Annotated in this window: 23 protein-coding genes; 22 read left to right on the top strand and 1 reads right to left on the bottom strand. The window is 63.3% G+C overall.

All coding sequences use genetic code 11. The annotated features are described in order from the left end of the window. Window positions 1-119 precede the first annotated feature (119 nt). From B5D13_RS04770 to B5D13_RS04760, 3 genes are all read left to right on the top strand, one after another. Entirely contained in the window at window positions 120-863 is a 744-nt protein-coding gene (locus B5D13_RS04770) for an NAD-dependent protein deacylase (RefSeq protein WP_078687203.1), read from the top strand. 140 nt (window positions 864-1,003) lie between these two features. Then, window positions 1,004-2,428, top strand: coding sequence for a dihydropteroate synthase (folP, locus tag B5D13_RS04765; protein WP_078687202.1), 1,425 nt, complete (start codon window positions 1,004-1,006; stop codon window positions 2,426-2,428). Window positions 2,429-2,507: 79 nt separating this feature from the next. After that, window positions 2,508-3,065 (top strand): hypothetical protein, encoded by a 558-nt coding sequence (locus B5D13_RS04760; RefSeq protein ID WP_078687201.1) that lies wholly within the window; start codon window positions 2,508-2,510, stop codon window positions 3,063-3,065. Between the two features lie 65 nt (window positions 3,066-3,130). Here the strand turns inward: B5D13_RS04760 and B5D13_RS04755 are convergent, their stop codons facing one another. Then, window positions 3,131-3,925 (bottom strand): type III pantothenate kinase, encoded by a 795-nt coding sequence (locus B5D13_RS04755; protein WP_078687200.1) that lies wholly within the window; start codon window positions 3,923-3,925, stop codon window positions 3,131-3,133. A 272-nt stretch (window positions 3,926-4,197) separates the two neighbouring features. Here B5D13_RS04755 and rpmE point away from each other — a divergent pair, with 272 nt between their 5' ends. From rpmE to B5D13_RS04655, 19 genes are all read left to right on the top strand, one after another. Continuing rightward, window positions 4,198-4,623, top strand: coding sequence for a 50S ribosomal protein L31 (gene rpmE / locus B5D13_RS04750; RefSeq protein WP_078687199.1), 426 nt, complete (start codon window positions 4,198-4,200; stop codon window positions 4,621-4,623). A 181-nt stretch (window positions 4,624-4,804) separates the two neighbouring features. Then, on the top strand, window positions 4,805-6,238 hold the full coding sequence (locus B5D13_RS04745) for an NAD(P)/FAD-dependent oxidoreductase (RefSeq protein WP_078687393.1): 1,434 nt from the start codon (window positions 4,805-4,807) through the stop codon (window positions 6,236-6,238). A gap of 228 nt (window positions 6,239-6,466) precedes the next feature. After that, entirely contained in the window at window positions 6,467-7,534 is a 1,068-nt protein-coding gene (prfA, locus tag B5D13_RS04740; protein ID WP_078687198.1) for a peptide chain release factor 1, read from the top strand. 111 nt (window positions 7,535-7,645) lie between these two features. Next, window positions 7,646-9,220 carry a peptide chain release factor N(5)-glutamine methyltransferase gene (gene prmC / locus B5D13_RS08895; protein ID WP_078687197.1) on the top strand — a complete coding sequence of 525 codons (1,575 nt, stop codon included), beginning with the start codon at window positions 7,646-7,648 and terminating at the stop codon, window positions 9,218-9,220. A 150-nt stretch (window positions 9,221-9,370) separates the two neighbouring features. Beyond that, window positions 9,371-9,832 (top strand): ribose 5-phosphate isomerase B, encoded by a 462-nt coding sequence (gene rpiB, locus B5D13_RS04730; protein WP_078687196.1) that lies wholly within the window; start codon window positions 9,371-9,373, stop codon window positions 9,830-9,832. A gap of 112 nt (window positions 9,833-9,944) precedes the next feature. Further along, window positions 9,945-10,586 (top strand): uracil phosphoribosyltransferase, encoded by a 642-nt coding sequence (gene upp / locus B5D13_RS04725; protein WP_078687195.1) that lies wholly within the window; start codon window positions 9,945-9,947, stop codon window positions 10,584-10,586. A 666-nt stretch (window positions 10,587-11,252) separates the two neighbouring features. Then, a complete protein-coding gene (gene atpB, locus B5D13_RS04715; RefSeq protein ID WP_078687193.1) occupies window positions 11,253-12,050 on the top strand; it encodes a F0F1 ATP synthase subunit A in 798 nt (265 codons plus the stop codon). A 96-nt stretch (window positions 12,051-12,146) separates the two neighbouring features. Next, window positions 12,147-12,341 (top strand): ATP synthase F0 subunit C, encoded by a 195-nt coding sequence (gene atpE / locus B5D13_RS04710; protein ID WP_078687192.1) that lies wholly within the window; start codon window positions 12,147-12,149, stop codon window positions 12,339-12,341. Window positions 12,342-12,376: 35 nt separating this feature from the next. Next, the gene (gene atpF, locus B5D13_RS04705; RefSeq protein ID WP_078687191.1) at window positions 12,377-12,973 is read left to right on the top strand and encodes a F0F1 ATP synthase subunit B; all 597 of its coding nucleotides are present in this window, start codon (window positions 12,377-12,379) and stop codon (window positions 12,971-12,973) included. Beyond that, window positions 12,963-13,436, top strand: coding sequence for a F0F1 ATP synthase subunit delta (locus tag B5D13_RS04700; protein ID WP_078687190.1), 474 nt, complete (start codon window positions 12,963-12,965; stop codon window positions 13,434-13,436). Before atpF ends, B5D13_RS04700 begins: the two co-directional genes overlap by 11 nt. Continuing rightward, window positions 13,433-15,088, top strand: a complete 1,656-nt coding sequence (gene atpA, locus B5D13_RS04695; RefSeq protein ID WP_078687189.1) for a F0F1 ATP synthase subunit alpha — start codon at window positions 13,433-13,435, stop codon at window positions 15,086-15,088. The genes B5D13_RS04700 and atpA overlap by 4 nt, the downstream gene beginning before the upstream one ends. 3 nt (window positions 15,089-15,091) lie before the next feature. Further along, entirely contained in the window at window positions 15,092-16,006 is a 915-nt protein-coding gene (gene atpG / locus B5D13_RS04690; RefSeq protein ID WP_078687188.1) for an ATP synthase F1 subunit gamma, read from the top strand. Continuing rightward, entirely contained in the window at window positions 16,006-17,490 is a 1,485-nt protein-coding gene (gene atpD, locus B5D13_RS04685; protein WP_078687187.1) for a F0F1 ATP synthase subunit beta, read from the top strand. The genes atpG and atpD overlap by 1 nt, the downstream gene beginning before the upstream one ends. A 10-nt stretch (window positions 17,491-17,500) precedes the next feature. Beyond that, on the top strand, window positions 17,501-17,926 hold the full coding sequence (gene atpC, locus B5D13_RS04680; RefSeq protein WP_078687186.1) for an ATP synthase F1 subunit epsilon: 426 nt from the start codon (window positions 17,501-17,503) through the stop codon (window positions 17,924-17,926). A gap of 11 nt (window positions 17,927-17,937) precedes the next feature. Continuing rightward, window positions 17,938-19,215, top strand: coding sequence for a UDP-N-acetylglucosamine 1-carboxyvinyltransferase (gene murA, locus B5D13_RS04675; RefSeq protein WP_078687185.1), 1,278 nt, complete (start codon window positions 17,938-17,940; stop codon window positions 19,213-19,215). Window positions 19,216-19,372: 157 nt separating this feature from the next. Continuing rightward, window positions 19,373-19,813 carry a metal-dependent transcriptional regulator gene (locus B5D13_RS04670; RefSeq protein WP_078687184.1) on the top strand — a complete coding sequence of 147 codons (441 nt, stop codon included), beginning with the start codon at window positions 19,373-19,375 and terminating at the stop codon, window positions 19,811-19,813. Next, window positions 19,806-20,798, top strand: coding sequence for a hypothetical protein (locus tag B5D13_RS04665; RefSeq protein WP_078687183.1), 993 nt, complete (start codon window positions 19,806-19,808; stop codon window positions 20,796-20,798). Before B5D13_RS04670 ends, B5D13_RS04665 begins: the two co-directional genes overlap by 8 nt. 128 nt (window positions 20,799-20,926) lie before the next feature. Then, window positions 20,927-21,832, top strand: coding sequence for a UTP--glucose-1-phosphate uridylyltransferase (locus tag B5D13_RS04660; RefSeq protein WP_078687182.1), 906 nt, complete (start codon window positions 20,927-20,929; stop codon window positions 21,830-21,832). Window positions 21,833-21,837: 5 nt separating this feature from the next. Next, the gene (locus tag B5D13_RS04655) at window positions 21,838-23,247 is read left to right on the top strand and encodes a phosphohexomutase domain-containing protein (protein ID WP_078687181.1); all 1,410 of its coding nucleotides are present in this window, start codon (window positions 21,838-21,840) and stop codon (window positions 23,245-23,247) included. Window positions 23,248-23,712: the final 465 nt, after the last annotated feature.

Raw genomic sequence — 23,712 nt, 5'->3', positions numbered from 1 at the left:
GTGACCTTCCTTCCTCTGCCTCCCTAGAAGGTACCCGTTTGGCGTTTCGCTAAGCAAGCGGGTGCGTCGCCTGCCGAAGTGTTAACGTTGGCCCAAGACACTCGATTGAGGGGGGGCACATGGCACAGGTCATTCGCGATTGCGCGCAGGCTGCCGAGGAGCTGAGGGGCATCGTCGAGCAAGCACGGGACGTCGTCTTCTTTGGTGGTGCGGGCGTGTCGACGGCAAGCGGAATCCCCGACTTCCGAAGCGAGAACGGACTGTACAACCAGCACTTCTCCAGCAAATACTCTCCGGAGGCGCTCCTGAGCCACCAGATCTGGCGCGATGATCCCGAGGCGTTCTACGACTTCTACCGCAAGATGATGTGCGCGCCTGAGGCGCGCCCCAACCAGGCCCATCTGAAGCTCGCGGAGCTCGAGGAGCAGGGCAAGGTGTCGGCGGTCATCACCCAGAACATCGATGGGCTCCATCAGATTGCCGGCTCGCGCAACGTCATCGAGCTCCATGGATCGACCCACCGCAACTACTGCGTATCCTGTGGCGCTGGCTACGACGAGGAGTGGATGCTCCAGACCGACGGCATCCCTCGCTGCGAGAAGTGCGGATCTATCGTCAAGCCCGACGTCGTCCTGTATGGCGAGTCGCTCGACGAGTCGAACATCACCCGCGCCGTCAGGGCGATCAGCTCCTGTGACGTGCTGATCGTAGGAGGGACCTCACTCGTGGTCTATCCCGCGGCGGGCCTCGTCCAGTACTTCCAGGGCAAGAAGCTCGTCATCTGCAACCTCGAGCCCACGCCGCAGGACGCCCAGGCCGATCTGCTATGCGCCTGTGACATCGCTGGGGCCTTCGACTGGTAGCGCGCTCATCCGGCCGTTCGCGTTACGGATAATGCGCAGCTTTTGGTGAGGGGGCGCAGACCCGCTACAATCAGGAAGACGAAAGGGGACCGTGGGTTGTGGTGACCTGGCCCCACGCTACTCTTGGAGGATCCGATCCCATGCTTCGTGAAGACTATTCCGTCTGGCGCTGCGGCCGCCACGAGCTTTCGCTCGCCCGCCCGCGCGTCATGGGCATCCTCAACGTCACCCCGGACTCATTCTCGGATGGTGGCAAGAACCTTGATCCCCAGAAGGCCGTCACCCGCGCCCTCCAGATGCTGGACGAGGGTGCCGACATCATCGACGTTGGAGGCGAGTCCACGAGGCCGGGCTTTACGCCCGTCTCTCCCGACGAGGAGGCTGGGCGCATCGTCCCGGTTATCCGCGGCATCCTCGAGGCGGCTCCCACTGCGATCATCTCGGTAGACACGCGCCACGCGCCCGTCGCCAAGGTGTGCGCGCGACTGGGCGTCTCGATCATCAACGACGTCAACGGATTCTCCGATCCGGCGATGGTCCAGGTTGCGGCAGAGACCGGCCTGGGATGCATTGTCATGCACTGGAACAAGCTGGGCGCCGGCAGCAGCCGTCGCTCCGTCACGCTCGACTCCGTCCGTCCCGCGCGCTCGGTTCCCACCAGCACGCGCCGATTCACCCTGCCCGAAGAGGCACCCATCATGCGCGAGATCATGGGCTTCTTGGGCGACCAGGCTCGCATCCTCATGCGTGCGGGCGTCAAGCGCGAGTGCATCTGCGTCGACCCGGGCCCTGGCTTCGACAAGACGGCCGACGAGGACGTCGTCATCCAGCGCGCCACGCGCAAGCTCACCTCGATGGGCTACCCCGTCTGCTGCGCGCCTTCCCGCAAGCGCTTCGTCGGCGCAATCTCGGGAGTAACCGAGGCTCCGCAGAGGGACTTCGCCACAGCCGGCGTCGTGCTCTCGGCGGTCGAGGGCGGCGCGCGTGTCCTGCGCGTCCACGACGTCGCGGGTACGGCCCAGGCGGTCAACTCCTATTGGGCAGTCGCCAAGAACGACGCGCGCCAGGGCTTCATCTCGCTCGGCTCGAACGTGGGCGACCGCATCGGCCACCTCACCCAGGCCGTCAGGCTCATCAACGAGATCCCCCTCACCTGTGTGGTCCAGGTCTCCCACGCTTACGAGACGGAGCCGGCCTACGGAATCGCGACTCCGGTCGTCAACGCCGTCGCGGAGATCAGGACCGAGTTGCACCCGACCGTCCTGGTCGAGGCGCTCATGGACGTCGAGGCCAAGCTCAAGCGCGTTCGCGACCCGCGCATGGCGGGTCACGGCCCTCGCACCATCGACTGCGACCTGTGCTGGGTCGAGGACGAGGAGCACGCCGGCGCCAAGCTCACGCTCCCGCACCCCCACCTGGGCGAGAGGGACTACGTCCTGGTCCCGATGGAGGACCTCATGCACGATCCCGCGCGCTTCCTCATTCATGCAGGCGTGCCCGTCTACGCTCCGGGCGATCGCGTCGGTCACGTTACCGCCGAGATTGGCGAGCTCGACTGGCAGTAGCCGCATCACATGTACGATGACCTGGCGGCGCCCCTCGTGGGCGCCGCTTCCCCTGAGTTTCCAAGCAAAGGAGAAGAACGTGGCCGATTCGCTCGATAGGCTCACGGTGACCGTCCGCCCCGACGTCCCCATGCAGATGTACACCTGCGTCCAGCACGTCATGGCGCTCGGCTGCGTCCGCGCGCTGCGCGACGCTGGCCTCGAGGCGCACATTGTTTGGCCGGCAGAGGTTGCGGTCGATGGCGAGGAGGCGCTTCACGTGAGGGCCCGTGCCGGCTACGAGGAGGGCCTCTTTGCCGAGGTGACCCTAGCTGCGACGGAGCGGGGCACGTCTCTTCTGGCACAGAGGAGGCAGCTTCTTTCCGAGGCCCTTGAGGCCAGCGCGCGCGAGTGGGAGGCCTCCCTGCGCAGGGCGGGCACCGTTGCCGGTCCCCTGGCCCCCGTTTTGGACGAGTACTTCTCGCTCCTGCTTCTTGCCCAGAAGGAAGTGGACGTCGTCTACCCCAACGGAAACCTGTGCGCCCGCGGCGTGCTCGCCGGCATGGACGTGTGGGGGAGGGCCGCGGTTCGCACCGCGTCCGGTCGCGTCGTGGACATCTCGCCCGAGCAGGCGAGCCTCAGGGGCGCGACCGCCTAGCTGCCGGGGATGCTCGAAGTCCGCTCGCGCTCGGCCGCGTTGCGATGCCTGGCTTCTGGGCGCGTCTACTTGCGCGCCGCGCGCTTCGCGGCGCGGTGGCGCCAGATGCTGTAGATGCCTCGTACGGTGAGGTCCGGGTCGATGGTGTCAAACATGTCGGTCGCACGGGTGATCTCCTCGGCGAGTCCGCCCGTGCCGACGACCGTCGCGTCTGGCTCCCCGAGCTCAGACTTGATGCGGGCCACCAGCCCCTCGGCGGCACAGGCCGCGCCAATCACGATGCCCGATTGGACGGCGCACTCGGTGGAGACTCCCAAGGCGTGCTCTGGCGCCACAAGGGGAACGCTCGAGAGCTTTGCCGCGCGCTCGAAGAGCGAGTTGGCCGACAGCAGGAGGCCCGGCATGATCACGCCACCTCGGAAGGTGCCCGTCTTGTCGACGACGTCGATGTTCGTGGCGGTGCCGAAGTCGACCACGATGGTCGAGGGGCCATAGCTGTCTCGGGCGGCCACCGCGTTCGCGATGCGGTCGGCGCCAACCTGGCGCGGATCGGGAATGCCGACGGCGATGCCGCAGTCGCGGGTCGCGTCGACCATCAGGACGTCCTCCGCCTTGAGGACGTTGGTCATCATGTAGCTCCACTGCTGCGAGAGGATGGGGACGACGCTCGAGATCGCGACGTCGGTCACGCTCTCCATCTTCATTCCCAGCATCAGGAAGTAGCCAAACAGGCGCTCGTGCAGCTCGTCTGCCGTGTCGGTACGGTCGGTCGCCATGCGCCACTGGACGACGAGCTCGCCTCCCTCGTCGAAGAGGCCAAGGGTGGTCTGCGTGTTTCCTACGTCTACGGTCAGGAGCATGGAGTCCTCCGGTGAGCGCGGTGGTTTTATTCGGGCGCCGTGCCGCCGGCAGGGCGTCCCTCTTGGAGTGTAGCAACTGCGGGATGGGAGCCGTGGCACAAACTGCAGGTTCTTCTCCACCGGCTCGCCACATAATCGGGGGCATTGCATTTAGTTCTGGAAATGGCCCGACCTTGCGTGCTACTATTCAAAAGCTTGAGGCCCCTGGTCGGAACCAGGGGCAGTACCATCCTCGCCTGGTCGGAAACCAGGCCAATCAAAGGAGTCCTGAGATGAAGCAAGGCATCCATCCTGACTACGTGGAGTGCACCGTCCGCTGCACCTGTGGCAACACCTGGACCACGCGTTCCACCAAGAGCGAGATGACCGTCGACCTGTGCGACAAGTGCCACCCGTTCTACACTGGCCAGCAGAAGCTCGTCGACACCGGCGGACGCGTCCAGCGCTTCTCCGACAAGTTCGGTGGCGCAGCTGCTGCCCAGCTCAAGAAGGCCCAGGAGGCCAAGGCTGCTAAGGCCGCCAAGGCTGCCGAGGAGGCCGCTGCCAAGAAGGCTGCCAAGGAGGCCAAGGCCGCAGAGAAGGCCAAGCGTGCTGCCGAGTACGCCAAGAAGGCTGAGGCACAGGCTGCCAAGCAGGCCGAGCAGGAGGCCGCTGAGGCCGAGGCTGCCGCAGAGACCGTCGAGGAGTCTGCCGAGTAGGCTCTCGCGTACGCACTGCATACCGCAGGGGGGAGGTCGACGTTGGTCGGCCTCCCCTTTTTGCGGGAACGACGCTCGCCGGGGCTCGCCCGTGCGAGGGAAGGGGTAGCGTGCGACCGGCTTGGGTAAAATCCCCTTGCACATCGGCCGCATCGGCGCCATTGACCAGAGGAGCTCTCACATGACATGCGTTCCGCCTGACACCTCCGCCATCAAGACCGACCTGCTCATCGTGGGTGCCGGTCCCGCCGGCATCTTCACCGCGCTGGGACTCCTGCGCAAGGGCGACTGCCGCTCGATCACGATGGTCGAGAAGGGGCTGCCCATCGAGCGCCGCTCGTGTCCCAAGCAGAAGGTCGGCCACTGCGTCCACTGCAAGCCCTGCCGCATCACCACGGGCTTCAGCGGCGCCGGTGCGTTCTCGGACGGCAAGCTCTCGCTCTCGCATGAGGTTGGCGGCGACCTGCCTGAGCTCATCGGGGCGGACCTCGCGCAGGAGACCATCAAGAGGGCCGATGACATCTATCTCGAGTTTGGTGCCGACACGCACGTCGAGGGCGTCGGCCGCAAGGACGAGGTTGCGGCTATCCGGCGTCGCGCCATCAAGGCCGGCCTCAAGCTGGTCGACTGTCCCATCCGCCACCTGGGAACCGAGAAGGCCCAGACCATCTACGGCAAGATCGAGCAGGAGCTCCTTGCTGCCGGCGTGAACATCATCTTCGAGCACGAGTGCGTCGAGATGCTCATCGAGGACGAGAGGTGCCGAGGCGCCGTCATCGCGGCGGTCGGCAACCACAGCGACCTCACGCGGATCGAGGCAAAGGAGACCGTCGTCTGCACCGGCCGCCGTGGCGCGCTCTGGTTTGACGAGATGTGCAGCCAGCACGGCATTAGCCACTCCGCCGGCCCCGTTGACCTGGGCGTGCGCGTCGAGGTCCGCAACGAGATCATGGACGAGGTCAACGACGTCCTCTACGAGTCCAAGCTCGTAGGCTATCCCGACCCCTTCCGCAACAAGGTCCGCACATTCTGCCAGAACCCCGGAGGCTTCGTTAGCCAGGAGAACTACGACGGCGGCCTCGCTGTGGTTAACGGGCACTCGTACAAGGAGCTCAAGAGCCCCAACACCAACCTCGCCATCCTCGCGACCTTCAACTTCCGCGAGCCGTTCAACGAGCCCATCGTATACGCCCAGAACGTCGGCCGCCTGGTGAACATGCTGGGCGCGGGCCACATTCTGGTGCAGCGCTTCGGCGACATCCTCGACGGCAAGCGTACCTGGCCCAAGGAGCTCAGCCAGTCCAACGTCGTGCCCACGCTCAAGGATGCCGAGGCCGGCGACATCACCGCGGCCATGCCGTATCGCGCGATGACCGAGATCATCGAGTTCATCAAGGCCGTCGACATCGTCGTCCCCGGCTTCGCCTCCGACGAGACGTTGCTCTACGCGCCGGAGCTCAAGTTCTACAGCAACCGCGTCAAGATGGACGAGCGCTTCGACACCAACATCGAGCACCTCCACTGCCTGGGCGACAGCTCCGGTTGGACGCGCGGCCTCATGATGTCGAGCGTCATGGGACTGCTCATGGGAGAAGAGCTCGCAGGCCGGGCATAAAGGCACTTTTCGCCGGTGGGACGTGACTCCCTTCGGACTGCTCTCCCCGCGACCGGGCTTCGGTCGCGGGGAGAGCTGTGTACGGACGAAATACATGGATGCCGCGTGTAGCGGATATACCTGCATGAATATAAGTTCGCCGTAGGTGGTATCCTCACTACGCAAATATTTGAGCCGCGTCACCGCACCCTCGGGCGAGGGGCGCCGCGGATTTGTTAGGAGAACAACATGCGAGACAAGCTAGAGAAGCTTATCGCCGCGTATCAGGAGCTTGAGCAGAAGATGGTCGACCCGGCCGTCGTCTCGGATCCCAAGGAGTATGCGCGCATCGCCAAGGAGCATGCCAACCAGGCGGAGCTCGTCGCCAAGGCGCGCGAGTACCTCCAGGCAATCGACGACATCGAGGCCGCGAAGGAGATGCTGCACGAGACCTCCGACGCGGAGGAGAAGGAGATGCTCCAGGAGGACATCTCCTCCAACGAAGCAAAGCTCCCCGACCTCGAGGACGAGATCAAGTACCTGCTGATTCCGGCTGACCCCAACGACGACAAGGACACCATCGTCGAGATTCGCGCCGGCGTCGGCGGCGACGAGGCCGGCATCTTCGCGGGCGACCTCTTCAGCATGTACGAGCGCTTTGCGAGCTCGCGCGGCTGGAAGGTCCAGGTCCTCTCCTCGAGCCCCAGCGATTCGGGTGGTTTCAAGACCATCGAGTTCAAGGTCCTGGGCGAGAAGGTCTACTCCGTCATGAAGTACGAGAGTGGTGTCCACCGCGTGCAGCGCGTTCCCAAGACCGAGTCCCAGGGCCGCATCCAGACCTCGACCGCGACCGTGGCCGTCCTGCCCGAGGCCGACGAGATTGACATCACCATTGCCCAGGAGGACCTGCGCGTCGACACCTATTGCGCCTCCGGTCCTGGCGGCCAGGGCGTCAACACGACCTATTCCGCCGTGCGCATCACGCACCTGCCCACGAACACGGTCGTCCAGTCGCAGGACCAGCGCTCGCAGATCCAGAACCGTGAGGTCTGCATGCAGATGCTCCGTGCGCGCCTGTACGAGATGGAGCTCGAGAAGCAGCAGGCCGAGCAGGGCGCCGAGCGTCTCTCGCAGATCGGCCACGGCAACCGCTCCGAGAAGATCCGCACCTACAACCAGCCGCAGGATCGCGTGACCGACCACCGTATCGGCTTCAACAGCACCTACACCAGCGTCCTGCAGAACGACGGCCTCGCCTCCGTCATCGACGCGCTGGCAGCCGCCGAGCGCGCCGAGAAGCTTGCGCAGGCGGTCTAAGTTTCGCAAAGCTTGCAGAGGCGGCGTCGGCTTGGGCCGGCGCCGCTTTTTCGTAGGAAGACTGGCCGGGCGCGAGGCGCGCCAATGGGGCCCGAATGGAAGTGTTGCAACGTGTCTGAAGAGGTCTGGACCATCAAGCGCATGCTCGACTGGACGTGCGGCTATCTGGAGCGCAGGGGAGAAGAGCGTCCGCGTCTTTCCGCGGAGTGGCTCCTGGGCTCGGTGACGGGCCTTTCTCGCGTGCAGATATATACCAGCTTCGACCGGCCGCTCTCCCAGGAGGAGCTCAATCGTATGCACGACGCCGTGGTCAGACGCGGCAAGGGCGAGCCCCTGCAGTACCTGACGGGCGAGATGCCCTTCCGTCACATCATCCTGAAGTGCGAGGAGGGCGTCCTGATTCCGCGCCCCGAGACCGAGGTGCTGGTCGATGCCGCGCTCGAGGGCGTCGACGCCGCGACGGCTGCCGGACACGCCCCACGCGTGCTCGAGGTGGGCTGCGGCACGGGCTGCATCGCGTGCTCGGTCGCGTCCGAGCGCTTGGGCGCTTGCGTCACCGCAACGGACATATCCCCCAAAGCCGCATCGCTCGCACGACGCAACAGGACGGCCCTGGGTCTGGATAACCGCGTCGACGTCGTCGAGTGCGATCTGGCCGAGGGGGTGGACGAGTGCCTCATGGGCACGTTTGACGTGCTGGTCTCCAATCCGCCTTACATTCCCTCTGACGTGGTTCCCACGCTTCCGGGTGAGGTCAAGTTGCACGAGCCGTGGCTCGCGCTTGACGGCGGCGCCGACGGCCTCGACGTCTTCCGCCGTCTGCTCGAGCTCGCCCCGCACGCGCTGCGACCTGGTGGCGTGTTTGCCGTTGAGCTTTTCGAGACGAACGTGGGCGACGCCGCCGAGCTCTGCCGCCGGCAGGGAGGTTGGTCCACGGTCGAGGTACGCGAGGATCTGACTCGCAGGCCGCGCGTCCTGTTTGCCGTCAGGGGCGGCTCTCTTGCCGACGAGCTCGGACCTGCGCGCGAGCTTGAGATGGCCCGCCTTCAGAAGGTGGTCAAGGTAGACCAGAACGATCCCGACGAGGCGGCGGTGCGCCGCGGCACCCTGGCCCTCGAGGACGGTGGCGTCGTCGTCGTCCCGACCGACTCGGTCTACGGCATCGGCTGTGCGGCGACCCCGACGAACCCCGGCCTCTCCCGCACGTTCCAGATTAAGCGGCGCCCTGCGGGGCAGACCCTGCCCTGGCTCATTGCGAATGATTCCGACCTGCTGGTCTACGGGCGAGACGTGCCCGACTGGGCGCAGGAGCTTGCGCGTCGCTTCTGGCCGGGGGCGCTGACGCTGGTCGTCAAGGCGAGCGAGCTGGTTCCGCGCGAGTACGTCCTTCCCGTGACGGGCACCATAGCGCTCAGGCTGCCCGACTCTAACCTGGTGCGCCAGCTGGCCCGTTCCGTCGGCGCACCGCTTGCCATTACGAGTGCGAACACGCACGGGCGGGACGCCGCCGTCGACGGCGGCTCCGTGGAGGAGCGCCTCGTGAAGATGGTCGACCTGGTGTTTGACGGGGGCGCCGCGCCCGTTGCCGTCAACTCGACGATCGTGGACTGCTCGGGCGACGCACCCGCGATTCTGCGAGAGGGAGCCATTCCGTCGGAGGAGATCTTCTCTGCCCTGAGGGGCTAGCCCTTCTCGGCTGGTGCCACCCCGCCATCGGCCTCCACGCTGCCACCTGCTATTCGTTTTGCGCTTCTTGCCAGACCGATGGCCGCGTCCGCTTGCGTTGCGATAGGCTAGGGGAGAAACGAAAAACCCTTGTCATGAGGAGCAAACCGCATGAAGATCGCCATCGCGTCTGACCACGCCGGCTTTGATCAGAAGCCTGCCATGATCGAGTATCTCAAGGGTCTCGGCCACGAAGTCGTCGACCTTGGGCCTGACAGCGCAGAGCGTTGCGACTACCCCGACTATGCTGACAAGGTGGCCCGTCGCGTCGCGTCCGGCGATGCCGAGCGCGGCGTGCTCATCTGCGGGACCGGCATCGGCATGGCGCTCACGGCTGACAAGGTCGCTGGCGTTCGCGCCGCAGTCATCCAGACGCCGCAGTTCGCCCATCTGTTCCGCGAGCACAACAACGGCAACGTGCTGTGCATCTCTGGTCGCTTCACCACCTTCGAGGTGAACAAGCAGATCGTCGACGAGTTTCTCACCACCGAGTTCGGCGGCGGCCGCCACGAGGGACGCGTCCAGAAGATCATGCGCGAGGACGACCCCGATTTTGGTGGAGTAGAGGAGTAGCGCGCTCTTTTTGACCGAGGTCCCCTGGCGGGACCTCGTGTTGTAAAATCCCCCAGGCTAAGTTCGCGGCCAAGGGCCGCGTTGTAATGCAGATGAACCGAAAGGATCCCACATGGAGTTTGACGAGAACCGCTTCAAGGTTATCGACCACCCTCTGGTCCAGCACAAGCTGTCCATCCTGCGTGACAAGAACACGGTGACCAAGGACTTCCGCCAGCTGGTGACCGAGCTCGCCATGCTCGAGGGCTACGAGGCCATGCGTGACTTCCCGCTTGAGGACTGCGTGGTCGAGACGCCGCTTGAGACTGCCACGTTCAAGCGCGTCGCTGGCAAGAAGGTCGCGATCATCCCCATCCTGCGCGCAGGTCTGGGCATGGTCGACGGCATTCTCGCGCTCGTTCCCTCCGCGCGCGTTGGTCACGTGGGCATGTATCGTGACCCCGAGACCCACGAGCCCGTGCAGTATTACTGCAAGTTCCCGCCCTCGATCGAGGACCGCACCTGCCTTATCGTCGACCCCATGCTCGCGACGGGCGGCTCGCTCATCGCTGCCATCAAGTACCTCCGCGACGCTGGTGCCAAGGACGTTCGCGCCCTGACGATCGTCTCTTCTCCCGAGGGCGTCAAGGCGGTGCTCGACTATGATCCCAACGTGCGCCTGTACACCTGCGCGCTCGACCGCGAGCTTAACGACGCCGCCTACATCCTTCCCGGTCTCGGCGACGCCGGCGACCGCATCTACGGCACGCTCTAGTGCCACTCTCCGTGGTGATGCCGGATGGCATCGTCTGACCTCAGGCCCATCGCTCGCGCGGTGGGCTTTTTTATGAGGCCCGCACACCTCGACGTGCCTGCCGGGGCGAGGGGGGGGGGGTGCCTGCCCGCCATGGCGTATTGCGATGGAAGGGTGAAGTTTTGCGTATTTTTTAAATTGAGTTCAAAAAAACCGAATTGAAAAATAGGCATATTTAACTGGTTAAACGTTACTGATAATTTTTGAAACAGGTACGGAGTAGGCAAAATGTCCCCGTGGGTTGTGGACTTTGGGGAATAAGACTACTAGACTTCTCTCGCCTGTTAAAAAGGCACGTAGGAGGGTTTCCTTGGACATGGTGCTGCACATAATCGTCGGTGCCGTTTGCGGGTTAGTTGGGTGTGCTCCAACTGCCTTTTTGTTTGAGGTTGCTCTCAAACGGGGTACAACACAGGAAGCGAGCATCGCTCGGGGCCTGATTGCCATTGCGGTTTCATTTACGATGCTGTCGGTGGCAGTCTTTGTGGTATATCTCGTCAAACGAGAAGCGACGCTCGCCTTTGGGTGTGCAGTCGCGGTAGCGTTCCTCGCGTTTTGGGGGATTGAGTCTGTAAGGGCCTGTCGTGACGCGACGGCGTCGCCGCGGGCCGAGGGGAAGGACCGATAGTGAATCCGCTTGATAAGCTGCCTGAGGAAATGGATGAGCTGCTCGATGGCTTTATGACTCACGCCATTGCCGGTGACACCACCGTGGGGCTCACCAACTACATCTTCTGGATGTGCGTTGCCCTTGCTCTGATGCTCGTGGCGGTCTTCGTGTTCAAGAAGAAGCAGGCCAAGAGCCTCGTCCCCCAGGGAACCTTCGTGAACGCCATGGAGTTCGTCGTCGAGTACGTGCGTGACGACATGTGCAAGTCGATTCTGGGCGACACCTGGAAGAAGCACTTCAGCTTCTTGTCGGCCATCTTCTTCTTCATCGTCGCCAACAGCATCGTCGGCGTCATTCCTGGCTGCCACCCCGGAACCGGCACCATTGGCGTCACGTCGGCGCTGGCACTCTGCTCGTTCGTCTACTTCATCGTCGTGGGCGTCAAGCGCATGGGGCCCATAGGCTACCTTAAGAGCCTCGCACCCGAGGGCATCGGCTTCCCGATGAACGTTCCCCTTTGGATCATTGAGGTCTTCTCGACGTTCCTTCGTCTTATCACGCTGGCCGTCCGACTCTTCTGCAACATGTTTGCAGGCCATGTCGTAATGGGCGCCTTCGCGATTCTCGCGTCCCTGTTCGTGCAGCCTCTCCTGCAGGGCTTCTCGGCGGTGGCTCTTGGCCAGGCGGGTGCGTCGATCTTCTGGATTATCATCCTCATCATCATCTATGCGGTCGAGATTATGGTCGGAGTCATTCAGGCCTACGTCTTTACGCTGCTCTCGTCCGTCTACATCCAGCTCGTGGAGAACGAGTAGCTCACCCCAATATGGGTAATCGCGGGGCCACGCCCGCTATTACATAGTCAGGTCATGAAAGTCGTCCCCGTCGGGGCGAATGACAAAGGAGGAATCGTGGGAGTCATTGGTTATGGTCTTGGCGTAATCGGCGCCGGCATTGGTATTGGTCTGGCAGCCTTTGGCGCCACTACCGCAATGGCGCGTCAGCCGGAGATGCAGGGTCGTCTGTTCACGACCTTCATTCTGGGCTCCGCTTTCGTCGAGGCACTTGCACTCATCGGCTTCGTTGTAAGTCTTATTGTCAAATAACTCTTACAAGCACGAGACGCTGAGTGGAGGCACGTATGAAAAGCACTATGAAGGGGATCACCCGAGTCGCGGGAGCGGCGCTTGCGGTCTATGCCGCTCCGTCGGTTGCGCTTGCTGACTCGCTGAGTGGTCCGGACCTTCTGCTTCCCAAGCCCGCAGAGTTCATCCCGGCGCTTATCGCTTTCCTCATCATCTGGTTCGTCCTGGGCAAGCTTGCTTGGCCTTCGGTACTCGAGATGATGGAGAAGCGCCAGCAGAAGATCCAGGATGACCTCGATGCCGCGGCAGAGTCCAAGGCCAAGGCTGCCGAGGAGGCAAAGAGCTACGAGGCTCGTATCGTCGAGGCGAACAAGGAGGCCGAGAGCATCATCGCCAAGGCCAAGAAGGAGGCTGAGGAGCAGCGCTCCCAGATTCTCGCCAAGGCCCAGAGGGAGGCTGCCGATATCATCGCCAAGTCGCGTGGTGCGGTCGACTCCGAGCGCAAGAAGGCAATGATCGAGCTTTCCGGCTCCGTGGTGGATCTCTCCGTCGAGATCGCCAGCAAGATTATCGGTAACGAGCTGAGCGAGGATGCGCAGCGCAGGCTCGCAGAGAAGTACCTCGCGGAAGTGAGCGCACCAAATGAGCGCTAAGCAGGACAACTCCGAGAAGGTCGAGGCCTACGCCCGCGCCCTCATCGAGGCTGCGCGAGGCGAGGGAAGGGCTAACGCCGACCTCGTCATGTGGGAGCATGCGCGCAAGTTTTCGCCTGAGGTCCTTGAGACCATAAGCGCGATGCGCGATGCCGATGACCTTGACCTTATCGAGAAGGTTGCCAAGCAGTACAAGGAGATTCTGGACTCTGAGGACAAGACGGTGTCCGTCACGGTGACCACCTCCGTTCCCCTGAGCGATGAGCTCCGAGAGAAAGTTCGCACCAAGGCCGAGAACAACCTGAAGGCTCCTGTGTTCCTCGTCGAGCGCGTCGATCCCGAAATTCTGGGTGGCGTCATCCTCGAGGCTCGCGGCAAGCGCTATGACGCTTCCGTCAAGGCGCAGCTTGCCAACATCAGGAAGACGCTCGCCTCGACCTTCATCGGAAGTGATGAGCAATGACAGATAAGATCAGTTCCGCGGAGATCATGGACACGCTGCGAGAGCAGCTTGGCCAGATCAACGCGACCGTTGACAGGCAGGAGGCGTCTGTCGTTACCGAGGTAGGCGACGGCATCGCTCACGTCTCCGGTCTGAAGACCGCCATGGCTGGCGAGCTCCTGCAGTTCACCAGCTCTACGTCTGGTCGTAGCGTCTACGGCCTGGCGCAGAACCTCGACGAGGAAGAGGTCGGCGCGGTTCTCTTCGGTGACGTGGACTCCATCAAGGAGGGAGACGAGTGCCGTACCACGGGCCGCGTTATGGATATTCCCGTTGGTCGCGCCATGCTCGGCCGTGTCGTCAATCCCTTGGGGCAGCCGATCGACGGCCTCGGCGCAATCGACGCCACGCACCGTCGTCCGATTGAGTTCAAGGCGCCCGGCATCATGGAGCGCCAGCCCGTCTGTGAGCCTGTTCAGACCGGACTTCTCGCCATTGACGCTATGGTTCCCGTTGGCCGTGGTCAGCGTGAGCTCATCATTGGCGACCGCAAGACCGGTAAGACGGCCATCGCCATCGACGCAATCGTCAATCAGCGCGACACCGACATGGTTTGTATCTATGTAGCAATCGGCCAGAAGGCGTCTACCGTCGCCGCGATCAAGGACACCCTCGCACAGCGTGGCGTTCTGAACAAGACGATCATCGTCGCGGCCACTGCAGCGGATTCTGCTCCTATGCAGTACATTGCTCCTATGGCCGGAGCGGCAATCGGCGAGTTCTTCATGTACAACGACGAGAACGGCAATCCTGCGGATGAGGTTCACCCCGGCGGCCACGTGCTCGTGGTGTATGACGATCTGTCCAAGCAGGCCGTGGCATACCGTCAGATGTCGCTTACGCTTCATCGTCCACCTGGACGCGAGGCTTATCCTGGTGACATCTTCTATCTGCATTCTCGCCTTCTCGAGCGTGCATGCAAGCTGTCTGACAAGAATGGTGGCGGCTCGCTCACGGCTCTGCCGATCATCGAGACGCAGGAGGGCGACGTTTCGGCGTACATTCCTACCAACGTCATCTCGATTACCGACGGCCAGATTTACTTGCAGTCCAACCTCTTCTTCCAGGGTCAGCGCCCCGCAGTTGACGTAGGCATCTCCGTCTCTCGTGTCGGCGGTGCGGCGCAGCTCAAGTCTATGAAGCAGGTTGCCGGTACGCTTCGTCTTGACCTCGCGAGCTATCGCGAGAAGCAGGCGTTCGCGCAGTTCGGCTCCGACCTTGATGCTGCCACGCAGTACCAGCTCAACCACGGTGCCCACATGATGGAGCTTCTCAAGCAGCCGCGCTACGCAGCTCTTGACGTTGCCGACCAGGTCATTTCCATCTTCGCTGCCAAGGAGGACTTCCTCGACGACGTTGACCTCGATCACGTCACGCTCTTCCGCGACGAGCTTGCCAAGTACATGGGCGAGCGTCACTCGAAGCTCCGCCAGGAGATTCGCGAGAAGAAGATCGACGACGAGATGAGCGAGAGGCTCAGGACGCACATCGCCAACTTCAAGCGCGAGTTCCTGCTGCAGCATCCCAACAAGAAGTCCGTCGTTGACGTCGAGGCCCACGCCGAGGACACCGAGGCGGCCGAAGACCCTTCGCTCGAGGGCCAGGAGAACTAACAAATGGCCAATCTTCGCGAAATATCGAGGCGCATGAGCTCCATTAGGAGCATCATGCAAATCACGCGAACCATGGAGATGATTTCCACGGCTCGCATTCAGAAGGCGCTTGCGCGTGCTGAGGAGGCATCTCCGTACAAGGATGCCATCACGAACATGCTCGCAAATGTTGCTGGCGCAGGCTTTGATGACTCTCAGCCCCTGCTGAGTGCTCACGATGAGGAGAAGAACGTGCTCTTCATCATCATCGCGTCCGACCGTGGCCTTGCTGGAGGATTCAACATTCTTCAGCAGCGCACAGTCGAGCGAGAGATGGAGAAGCTCTCCGAGCAGGGCATCAAGTCCTCTGTCATCACCTGCGGCAGGAAGCCCACCGAGTACTTCACGTACCGCAAGGTCAAGCCGGTCCTCTCCTTCGTCGGCATCTCTTCCGAACCGAACATGGACGAGGCGGACAGGATTGCGTCGTACGTGATGGATGGCTACTCGAACGGGAGCATCGACCGAGTCGAGCTGCTGTATTGGCACGCGAAGAACCGCGTCGACCAAGAGCAGGTCTCGGAGCAGCTGCTTCCCGTCTCGCGCGAAGCGCTGATGATGCCTAACCAGCCGCGCGATCCCGAGGCGCTTTCCGAGGTTGAGCACAAACCCTTCTCCGACTACTCCTTTGAGCCGTCGGCACAGGAGGTCCTTGGTTACCTCATGCCGGCGTACTTGAGGACGGTTATTTTCCACGCACTTCTTGACTCGGCAGCAGCCGAGCACGGTGCAAGGCGTCGAGCAATGCAGTCGGCTACCGACAACGCCAACGAGGTTCTTGGTACCCTGAGCAGGACGTTCAACCGCGAGCGCCAGGGCGCCATCACGACCGAGCTGAACGAGATCATTGGCGGCGCTTCCGCATTGGAGGACAACTAATGTCAGAAACCGTAGAAACGAAGCGCACCCCTCTTGAGGAGGCTGCCTTCAACCACATGAACAGGAGCGTTGGCACGGGCACCATCGTCCGTATCGTCGGCCCTGTCGTCGACGTCAAGTTCGACGACCAGGTTCCTGCGATTTACACCGCCCTTGTCGTCGACGACGATACGCCCATGGGCCACGTCTCGACCGTTCTCGAGGTCGAGTCGCAGCTTCCGCATGGCGTCGTCCGCGCAGTCGCCATGTCGTCCACCGACGGCCTCCAGAGGGGGCTGAGGGTTAAGGACACGGGGCACCCCATGATGATGCCCGTCGGCCCCTCGACCCTCGGTCGCGTTTGGAGCGTCACGGGCCAGCCTGTCGATGGCGGCGAGATTCCCGACGACGTTCAGTACTATCCCATCCACCATCCCGCGCCTGCCTTCGAGGAGCTCACCACTCAGACTGAGATCTTCGAGACCGGCATTAAGGCCATCGACCTTCTCGAGCCGTACGTTCGCGGCGGCAAGACGGGCCTGTTCGGCGGCGCTGGCGTCGGCAAGACCGTTCTGATTCAGGAGCTCATCAACAACCTCGCGCAGGAGCATGGCGGCACCTCCGTTTTCACCGGCGTCGGCGAGCGCACTCGTGAGGGCACTGACCTGTTCCTCGAGATGACCGAGTCTGGTGTCATCGAGAAGACCTGCTTGGTCTACGGACAGATGAACGAGCCGCCTGGAGCACGTCTGCGCGTCGGCCTCGCCGGCCTGACCACCGCGGAGTACTTCCGCGACCAGGGCCAGGACGTTCTCCTCTTCATCGACAACATCTTCCGCTTCTCGCAGGCAGGCTCTGAGGTCTCCGCACTTCTTGGTCGTATGCCTTCCGCGGTTGGTTACCAGCCGACGTTGGCAACCGAGATGGGTGACCTCCAGGAGCGCATCACCTCCACCAAGGAGGGCTCGATTACGTCCGTTCAGGCTGTCTATGTTCCCGCCGACGACCTTACGGACCCCGCGCCTGCGACGACTTTCACGCACCTCGACGCGACCACGGTTCTTTCGCGCTCCATCACGGAGCTCGGCATCTACCCCGCAGTCGATCCTCTGGCAAGCTCCAGCTCGGCGCTTGACCCGTCGGTTGTCGGTGAGGAGCACTACCGCGTCGCCATGGCCGTTCAGGAGACGCTCCAGGAGTACTCCGACCTCCAGGACATCATTGCGATTCTTGGTATGGACGAGCTCTCCGAGGAGCAGCAGCAGGTCGTTGCTCGCGCCCGTAAGATCCAGCAGTTCCTCTCCCAGTCGTTCCACGTTGCCGAGAAGTTCACGGGCAACCCGGGAGTCTACTGCACCGTCGAGGACACCGTCCGCTCCTTCGCGGCGATTGTCGACGGCAAGTGTGACGATATCCCCGAGCAGGCGTTCCGCTATGCAGGCACCATCGAAGACGTGCGCGAGCGCGCCGAGAAGATGAAGGCCGAATCCGCGGACGCAGAGTAGGGAAGTCTTCATGGCTGAGCTTAAATGTCAGTTCGTGCGTCCGGACAGACTTCTGTACGAGGGACCCGTGGCGAGCCTGATCCTTGTCGCCCACTCGGGTGAGCTTGGTGTCTGGCCAGGCCACGCGTCCGAGATCTGCTCGCTGGGCGACGGGGTCGTCCGCCTCCACCTCCGCGAGGAGGATGGGGGCGGTACCCGTCGGGTCGTCATCTCCGGTGGCTATGCCGAGATCAACCCCGATGGCGTCATCATCCTCGCCGACCATGCACGCGACGTTGACGACATCGAGCCTGACGTCGTTCGTGAGACGAGGGAGAGGGCCTTCGACGCCCGTGACGAGTATCCCGAGGGCGACCACAGGCGCGCGTATTACGACAACAAGATCAAATGGTGTAACCTTCTGCTTAAACAAGCAGGGGCAAATGAAAGCGCATAGCCGGAGGTATTTTGGAAGTTATTAAGGTTGAAGGCGGCTATCCGATAGGTGGCGAAGTCAACGTTGAGGGCGCAAAGAACTCAGCGCTCAAACTCATGGCGGCGACCATTCTCGCTCCTGGAGTGAACACCCTCACCAACGTCCCCAATATCTCCGACGTGCACGTGATGGGCAAGGTCCTTGAGTGCCTCGGCGCGAAGATCACCGTCAAGGGCCTGCACGAGCTCGAGATCGATACGTCTTCCGTCGACAAGTGGGAGACCCCGTATCACCTCGTCGCCAAGATGCGCGCCTCCACGGCCGTGCTTGGCCCGCTCTTGGGGCGCTTTGGCAAGGCCGTCGTGGCCATGCCGGGCGGCTGCAACATCGGTGCTCGCAAGATTGACATGCACATCCTGGGTCTCGAGGCCCTGGGCGTGAACTTCGAGATCGATCACGGCAACATCCACGCCACGACGCCCACGGGTCTCAAAGGCACCACGGTGACGCTGGACTTCGCGAGCGTTGGCGCGACCGAGAACCTGATGATGGCCTCGGTCATGGCCGAGGGTGTCACGACCATCGACAACGCGGCCCGCGAACCCGAGATCGTTGACCTCGCAAACCTTCTTAACGAGATGGGGGCCAAGGTCAACGGTGCCGGCTCGCCCGTCATCGAGGTCGAGGGCGTGCGTGAGCTCCGTCCCGTCAGCCACCGCGTCGTGGGCGACCGCATCGAAGCCGGCACGTTCATCGCGATGGCCGGCCTGTGCGGACAGCCGGTGACCGTCAAGGGCTTCGAGCCGCATCACCTGGGACTCGTTCTTAAGAAGTACGAGCTCATGGGTCTCAAGGTCGAGCGCGGCGACCAGCAGTGCACGGTCGGCAGGGAGGGCGATATCAAGCCCGTCGATATCCAGACGCTGCCGTTCCCTGGTTTCCCGACCGACATGCAGGCCCAGACGATGACGCTTCTGGCGCTGTCCAGCGGCAGCTGCATCGTCACCGAGAATGTCTTCGAGAACCGCTTCATGCTCGCGAGTGAGCTTCAGCGCATGGGTGCCGACATCCGCATCGAGGGGCATCATGCCATCGTCCACGGCGTCAAGGGCTTCTCGGGTGCTGAGGTTAAGTCCCCGGACCTGCGTGGCGGAGCGGCGCTGGTAATGGCCGGGCTCGTTGCGGACGGCGAGACCACTGTGTCTGCGATCCACCACATCGATCGCGGATATGAGGGGTTCGTCGACAAGCTCCAGGCTCTTGGCGCGCGCGTCTCGCGTGTTGAGGTTCCCGACCCTGACGAGTTCTAGGCCAGACGACATTGAGTTAAGGTAAAGTCCCGCCGTGCTGCGCATGGCGGGATTTTTGTGCGCCTGCCCCCGCGCGCATGTACGTCCGGTGGGGCGGGCGGCCAAATGGGTACAAAGGTAGCGAATGATTACCGTCTTCAGTTGAACGGAGAAGTACATGCCCCGATCTTCCAAGAGCGCCTTGACTCAGGTGGATGGTGAGCCCAGGCGCTTGACCATGGCAAACGAGGACTACCTTGAGTCGATCTACCGCATCGCGGTCGAGTCCGGGTCTTCGGACGGCATACGTTCCGTCGACGTTGCTGAGCAGCTCAACGTATCCAAGGCGAGCGTCAACAAGGCGCTCTCGACGCTCAAGGACGCGGGGCTCGTGGAGCAGAACTACTACGGACGCGTGCAGCTGACCGCCGAGGGCAGGGAGTATGCCCGCCACGTCTGGCGCTGTCACCGTATGCTCAGGCTCTTCCTCGAGCGTGACCTGGGCGTCGATCCCAAGACGGCCGACGAGGAGGCCTGTCTGATGGAGCACGCGCTCTCGCGCGACACCCAGGACAGGTGGATAGCGTATCTCGAGGGGCAGGGCATTGTCGTTGACTGAGAGCGCATACGCCCCTGACCTCAGGTCGGTTCTTCCCGACTTGCAACATGAGGACGCAGACGACGAGATCGTTGCCGACCTTGCGCGAGCACTTCGGGGGCCTGCCGAGAAGTGCCTGGTCGCCTCGGGTGACTTTTCTGCCACCTTTGCGGGTCAGCCTCACTCCGCGGGCATTTCTCCGGCGGAGTGGAACCTGAGCGACCAAGTGGCCCTCGCCCAGATGCATGCGGTCTGCGCGCTCGCGGGCTGTGACATTTCCGTTGCGCACACGGGCGGCTGCACTCCGCTCGAGCTTGAGCGACTCGGCCTGGGCGAGGCGTCTCCCGCCGTCTTGGGCAACGCCATCTCTGCGGCGCGCTCGGCCGGCTCCAAGTACGTGATGGCCGAGCTTGCCTACGACAGCGTGCGCAAATGCGCTGGCGCCGCCGAGGCCGCAGAGCAGCTGGCCGGGCAGGTGGTTCAGATTGCCGACAGCAACGTGCATGGTCTTCTTGTCACCATTGGCGATGCCGACGCGTCGCCTGCGGTCGTCCGAGCGCTTCGCGAGGTGACCGCCCTGCCCCTGGCCGTTCTTCTGGGGATTTCGCCCGCGGCGGCCGCCGCGCGAGGCGACGACTGGCTGGTGGAGCTGTGCGAAGACCTCTCGGGGCAAGGCGTTGCGTGTCTGGGCCTCGACTGCTGCTGCGTGGCAGACCTTGAGCCGATGCGGGATGTCGACCAAGCCGTGCGCGGGTGCCGGATGGGCGTCTGGTTGCGCATCTCTGATGAAAAAACCGTGTTGGCTGCGTGTGCTGAGCAAGAAGCTTTTGACAGCGCGGCCCCACGCGGTAGGGTCAGGAACGCAAGCGCGGGACGCCGTGGGCTGATTGGCAGCCTGTGTGCATCGCGCGAGTTCATTCGACCGAACGTCTGCTCGCTGGGTGTTGGCTTCACCCATGCCGATGCAGGCGGCCTCGTGGAGTGCCTTGAGAGATCGCGCGCTTAGCAGCGCGTGGCTGCGACGGCTGGGGACCGCCTGCGGATGGCCTCGTGAACGGCGGCGGAAGCAGAGGGGTATTCTCTAGGGGTTGAGACAGCGCCTATTCGGGTGCTCAGATTGAAAGGAACCAGTACATGAAGGCGATCATTCCGGCCGCTGGCCTCGGAACGCGTTTTTTGCCTGCGACTAAGAGCATCCCTAAGGAGCTCTTGCCCGTTCTCAACAAGCCCGTCATCCAGTACGTGGTTGAGGAGGCTCTCGAGCCCGAGGGTGTTGACGGCGTCGTCATTGTCAACTCGCACGAGAAGCCCCAGATCGAGTCGTACTTCACCGTCGACGGCGAGTTCGAGTCCCTCCTCCAGTCTCGCGGCAAGGCTGCCGAGGCCCAGGTGGTGCATGAGGCCTCGAGCCTGCCCGTCTCCTTTGTCTATCAGGACGACCCCAAGGGCCTGGGCCATGCGGTCCACTGCGCTGCGGACGATATCGACGGCCAGCCCTTCTTTGTCCTTCTCGGCGATTATTTCGTGCCCGATCGCAAGATGTGCGTGCGCATGGCCGAGGTCTCCAAGGCGCATGGCGGCGCTTCCGTGATCGCCGTCGCCCCCGTTCCGGCCGACCAGGTCAGCCGCTACGGCATCATCGCTGGCGAGTGCGTCGGCTCCCTCGACGGCAACTCCGCGGAGGACGAGCAGGAGGGCGCGGTCTGGAAGGTGACCGGCCTTGTCGAGAAGCCCGCCCCCAAGGACGCGCCCTCGCACCTCTTCATCGTGGGTCGCTACCTGCTGAGCCCGCGCGTGATGGAGCTCTTGGCCGACCAGGGCGTCGGCGCTGGCGGCGAGATTCAGCTGACCGATGCCATGGAGCGCCTGCTTGCCGAGGAAGAGATGTACGCGCTCGTCGTCGATCCCGCCGAGGGCTGCGACACGGGCACTCCGGCGGCCTGGGCCGCGACCAATGCCCGCCTTGCCCTGAGGGATGAGGCCTCGTGTGCGGCCTTCCTCGAGGCAATGGGCAACGAGGCAGCCGACAAGCTGGCCTAGTACCAATGCAGATAATCCGCTTTGGAACAAACGGCTGGCACGAGCGCTTCGAAGACGGGTTTGACGAGAAGAGCGTGAGCGCCATTGCGTCGGCGCTGGGCTATGCCTGGGGCGAGGACGCGGCTGGAAAGACCGTCATGGTGACCTACGATGCGAGGCACCATTCGGAGGAGTTTGCCCTTCGCGCGAGTGGCATCCTCTCAACGTATGGGCTGCGCGTCAAGCTCAGCGCATCGCCTGCTCCGACACCCGCGCTCGGCTGGGCCGTGGCCTGCGACGACGAATGCGTCGGCGGCGTGGCCATCTGCGCCGGCGACCTGCCGCATGAGTATGGCGGCATACTCGTTCGGGGCGCAGACGGCGGACCGGTCTCCGAGGCTTTTGCCGAGCGCGTCGATTCGCTCATCTCGCCCGTGGCGAGTGCGGAGGGCGGGGCGCTTGAGCGCATCGACCTCGTGACGCCCTATTTGACGAGCGTGCTCTCGGCCATCGACGTCGAGAAGATCAGGCTCCGTCGCCCCAGGGTCGTCGTCGACTCCATGCACGGCAGCTGCAGCGGCAGCGCGGCAAGTCTGCTGCGAGCCGCGGGCTGCTCGGTTATCGACTTGCACGGAGATGCACGAGAGGACTTCGGCGGGCTCCATCCCGAGGCTGCCGAGCCCTGGGTAGACGAGTGCGAGCGAACGGTGACCAAGCTTGGCGCGGATTTCGGAATCGTATTCGACGGAGACGGCGAGAGGTGCGCGTTCGTTGACGAGCGGGGAAGGCTTGTCCCACCGCATACCATGCTCGCCCTTCTCCTTCGCCACCTTGTCCTGAGGCGCGGGGAGACGGGTCGTGTCGTGACCACCCACGCCAGCTCCGCGCGCATCACACGCGAGGCCGACCGGCTTGGCGTGGAGCTGTCCTCCGTTCCCGTTGGATTCAGGCGTCTGTACGTCGAGGCCAAGGTCGGCGACGTGCTGCTCGCGTGTGACGAATACGGCGGCGCATGCTTCCCGGCTCACTTTCCCGAGCGCGACGCGCTGCTGTGCGCGCTTCACGTCGTCGAGGCCCTCTGCGACGAAGCCGGCTCTGCGGGCCAGATCTTCGACGAGGTGGAGGAAGAGACTGGACGCATGTACTATGCCCACAAGGACGTGAGGCTTGATGCCGCCTCACTTCAGGCTTTCAGCAATCTGCTGCCCGGCCTCAATCCCCGGAGCATGGCGGGCCGTGTCCCGGTCGCGGTGAGCCATGCGGACGGCATGAAGGTCTTCTTCGAGGGCGACGCCTGGGTCATGGTTCGCCCCTCGCGAACAGAGTCGCTCGTCCGCGTGTACGCCGAGTCCTCCACGCCGGGAGACCGAGACAGCCTTCTGGCCGAGGCCTGCGACTTAGCTCGCGGAGATGTCGGTGGCTCCATGGAGGGCTAGGAGAGAAGTGCTTGGGCTCGGGCTTGCAGCTCGCTCCTGCCGAGCATCCTAGCAGGCTTGTTTTGGGGGCGTCCCAAGATGGGCCTTTGAGCGCGTGAAGGCTTACGACGATATATGTAAAAGAATGGGAAGGCAGCTTAGACCTAGTCTGAGCTGCCTTTTTGCGCCCCGCCCGCCGATTCCGCGTTGCCCCAGGGGCCGAAATGTATAGGAGTTGTGGAGGCCGCGATTCCCGGCCCCACGGGGCCGGAAGGTGCGTATAGTTATCTCTCGCGCCGCAGCGGGGCGAGGAGCTCCGGGCGACGCGGCGGACCTTGAAAACCGGATACTGCGATCGAAAGATCGACGAAAGACAGCACAAGCGAAGTTCGAATTTACGAACAGTCAATTCAAACCAAGCGAATCCAGATCAGCGGGATCCAGAGACGGACCTGTCTCCTTTTTCACTCGTGACCGGCCTCGGCC

The sequence above is a fragment of the Olsenella sp. KH1P3 genome (assembly GCF_900167315.1).
Taxonomy (GTDB): domain Bacteria; phylum Actinomycetota; class Coriobacteriia; order Coriobacteriales; family Atopobiaceae; genus Olsenella_J; species Olsenella_J umbonata_A.
The sequence above is the reverse complement of the archived record's forward strand: the minus strand, read 5'-3'. Positions and strand labels throughout refer to the sequence as shown.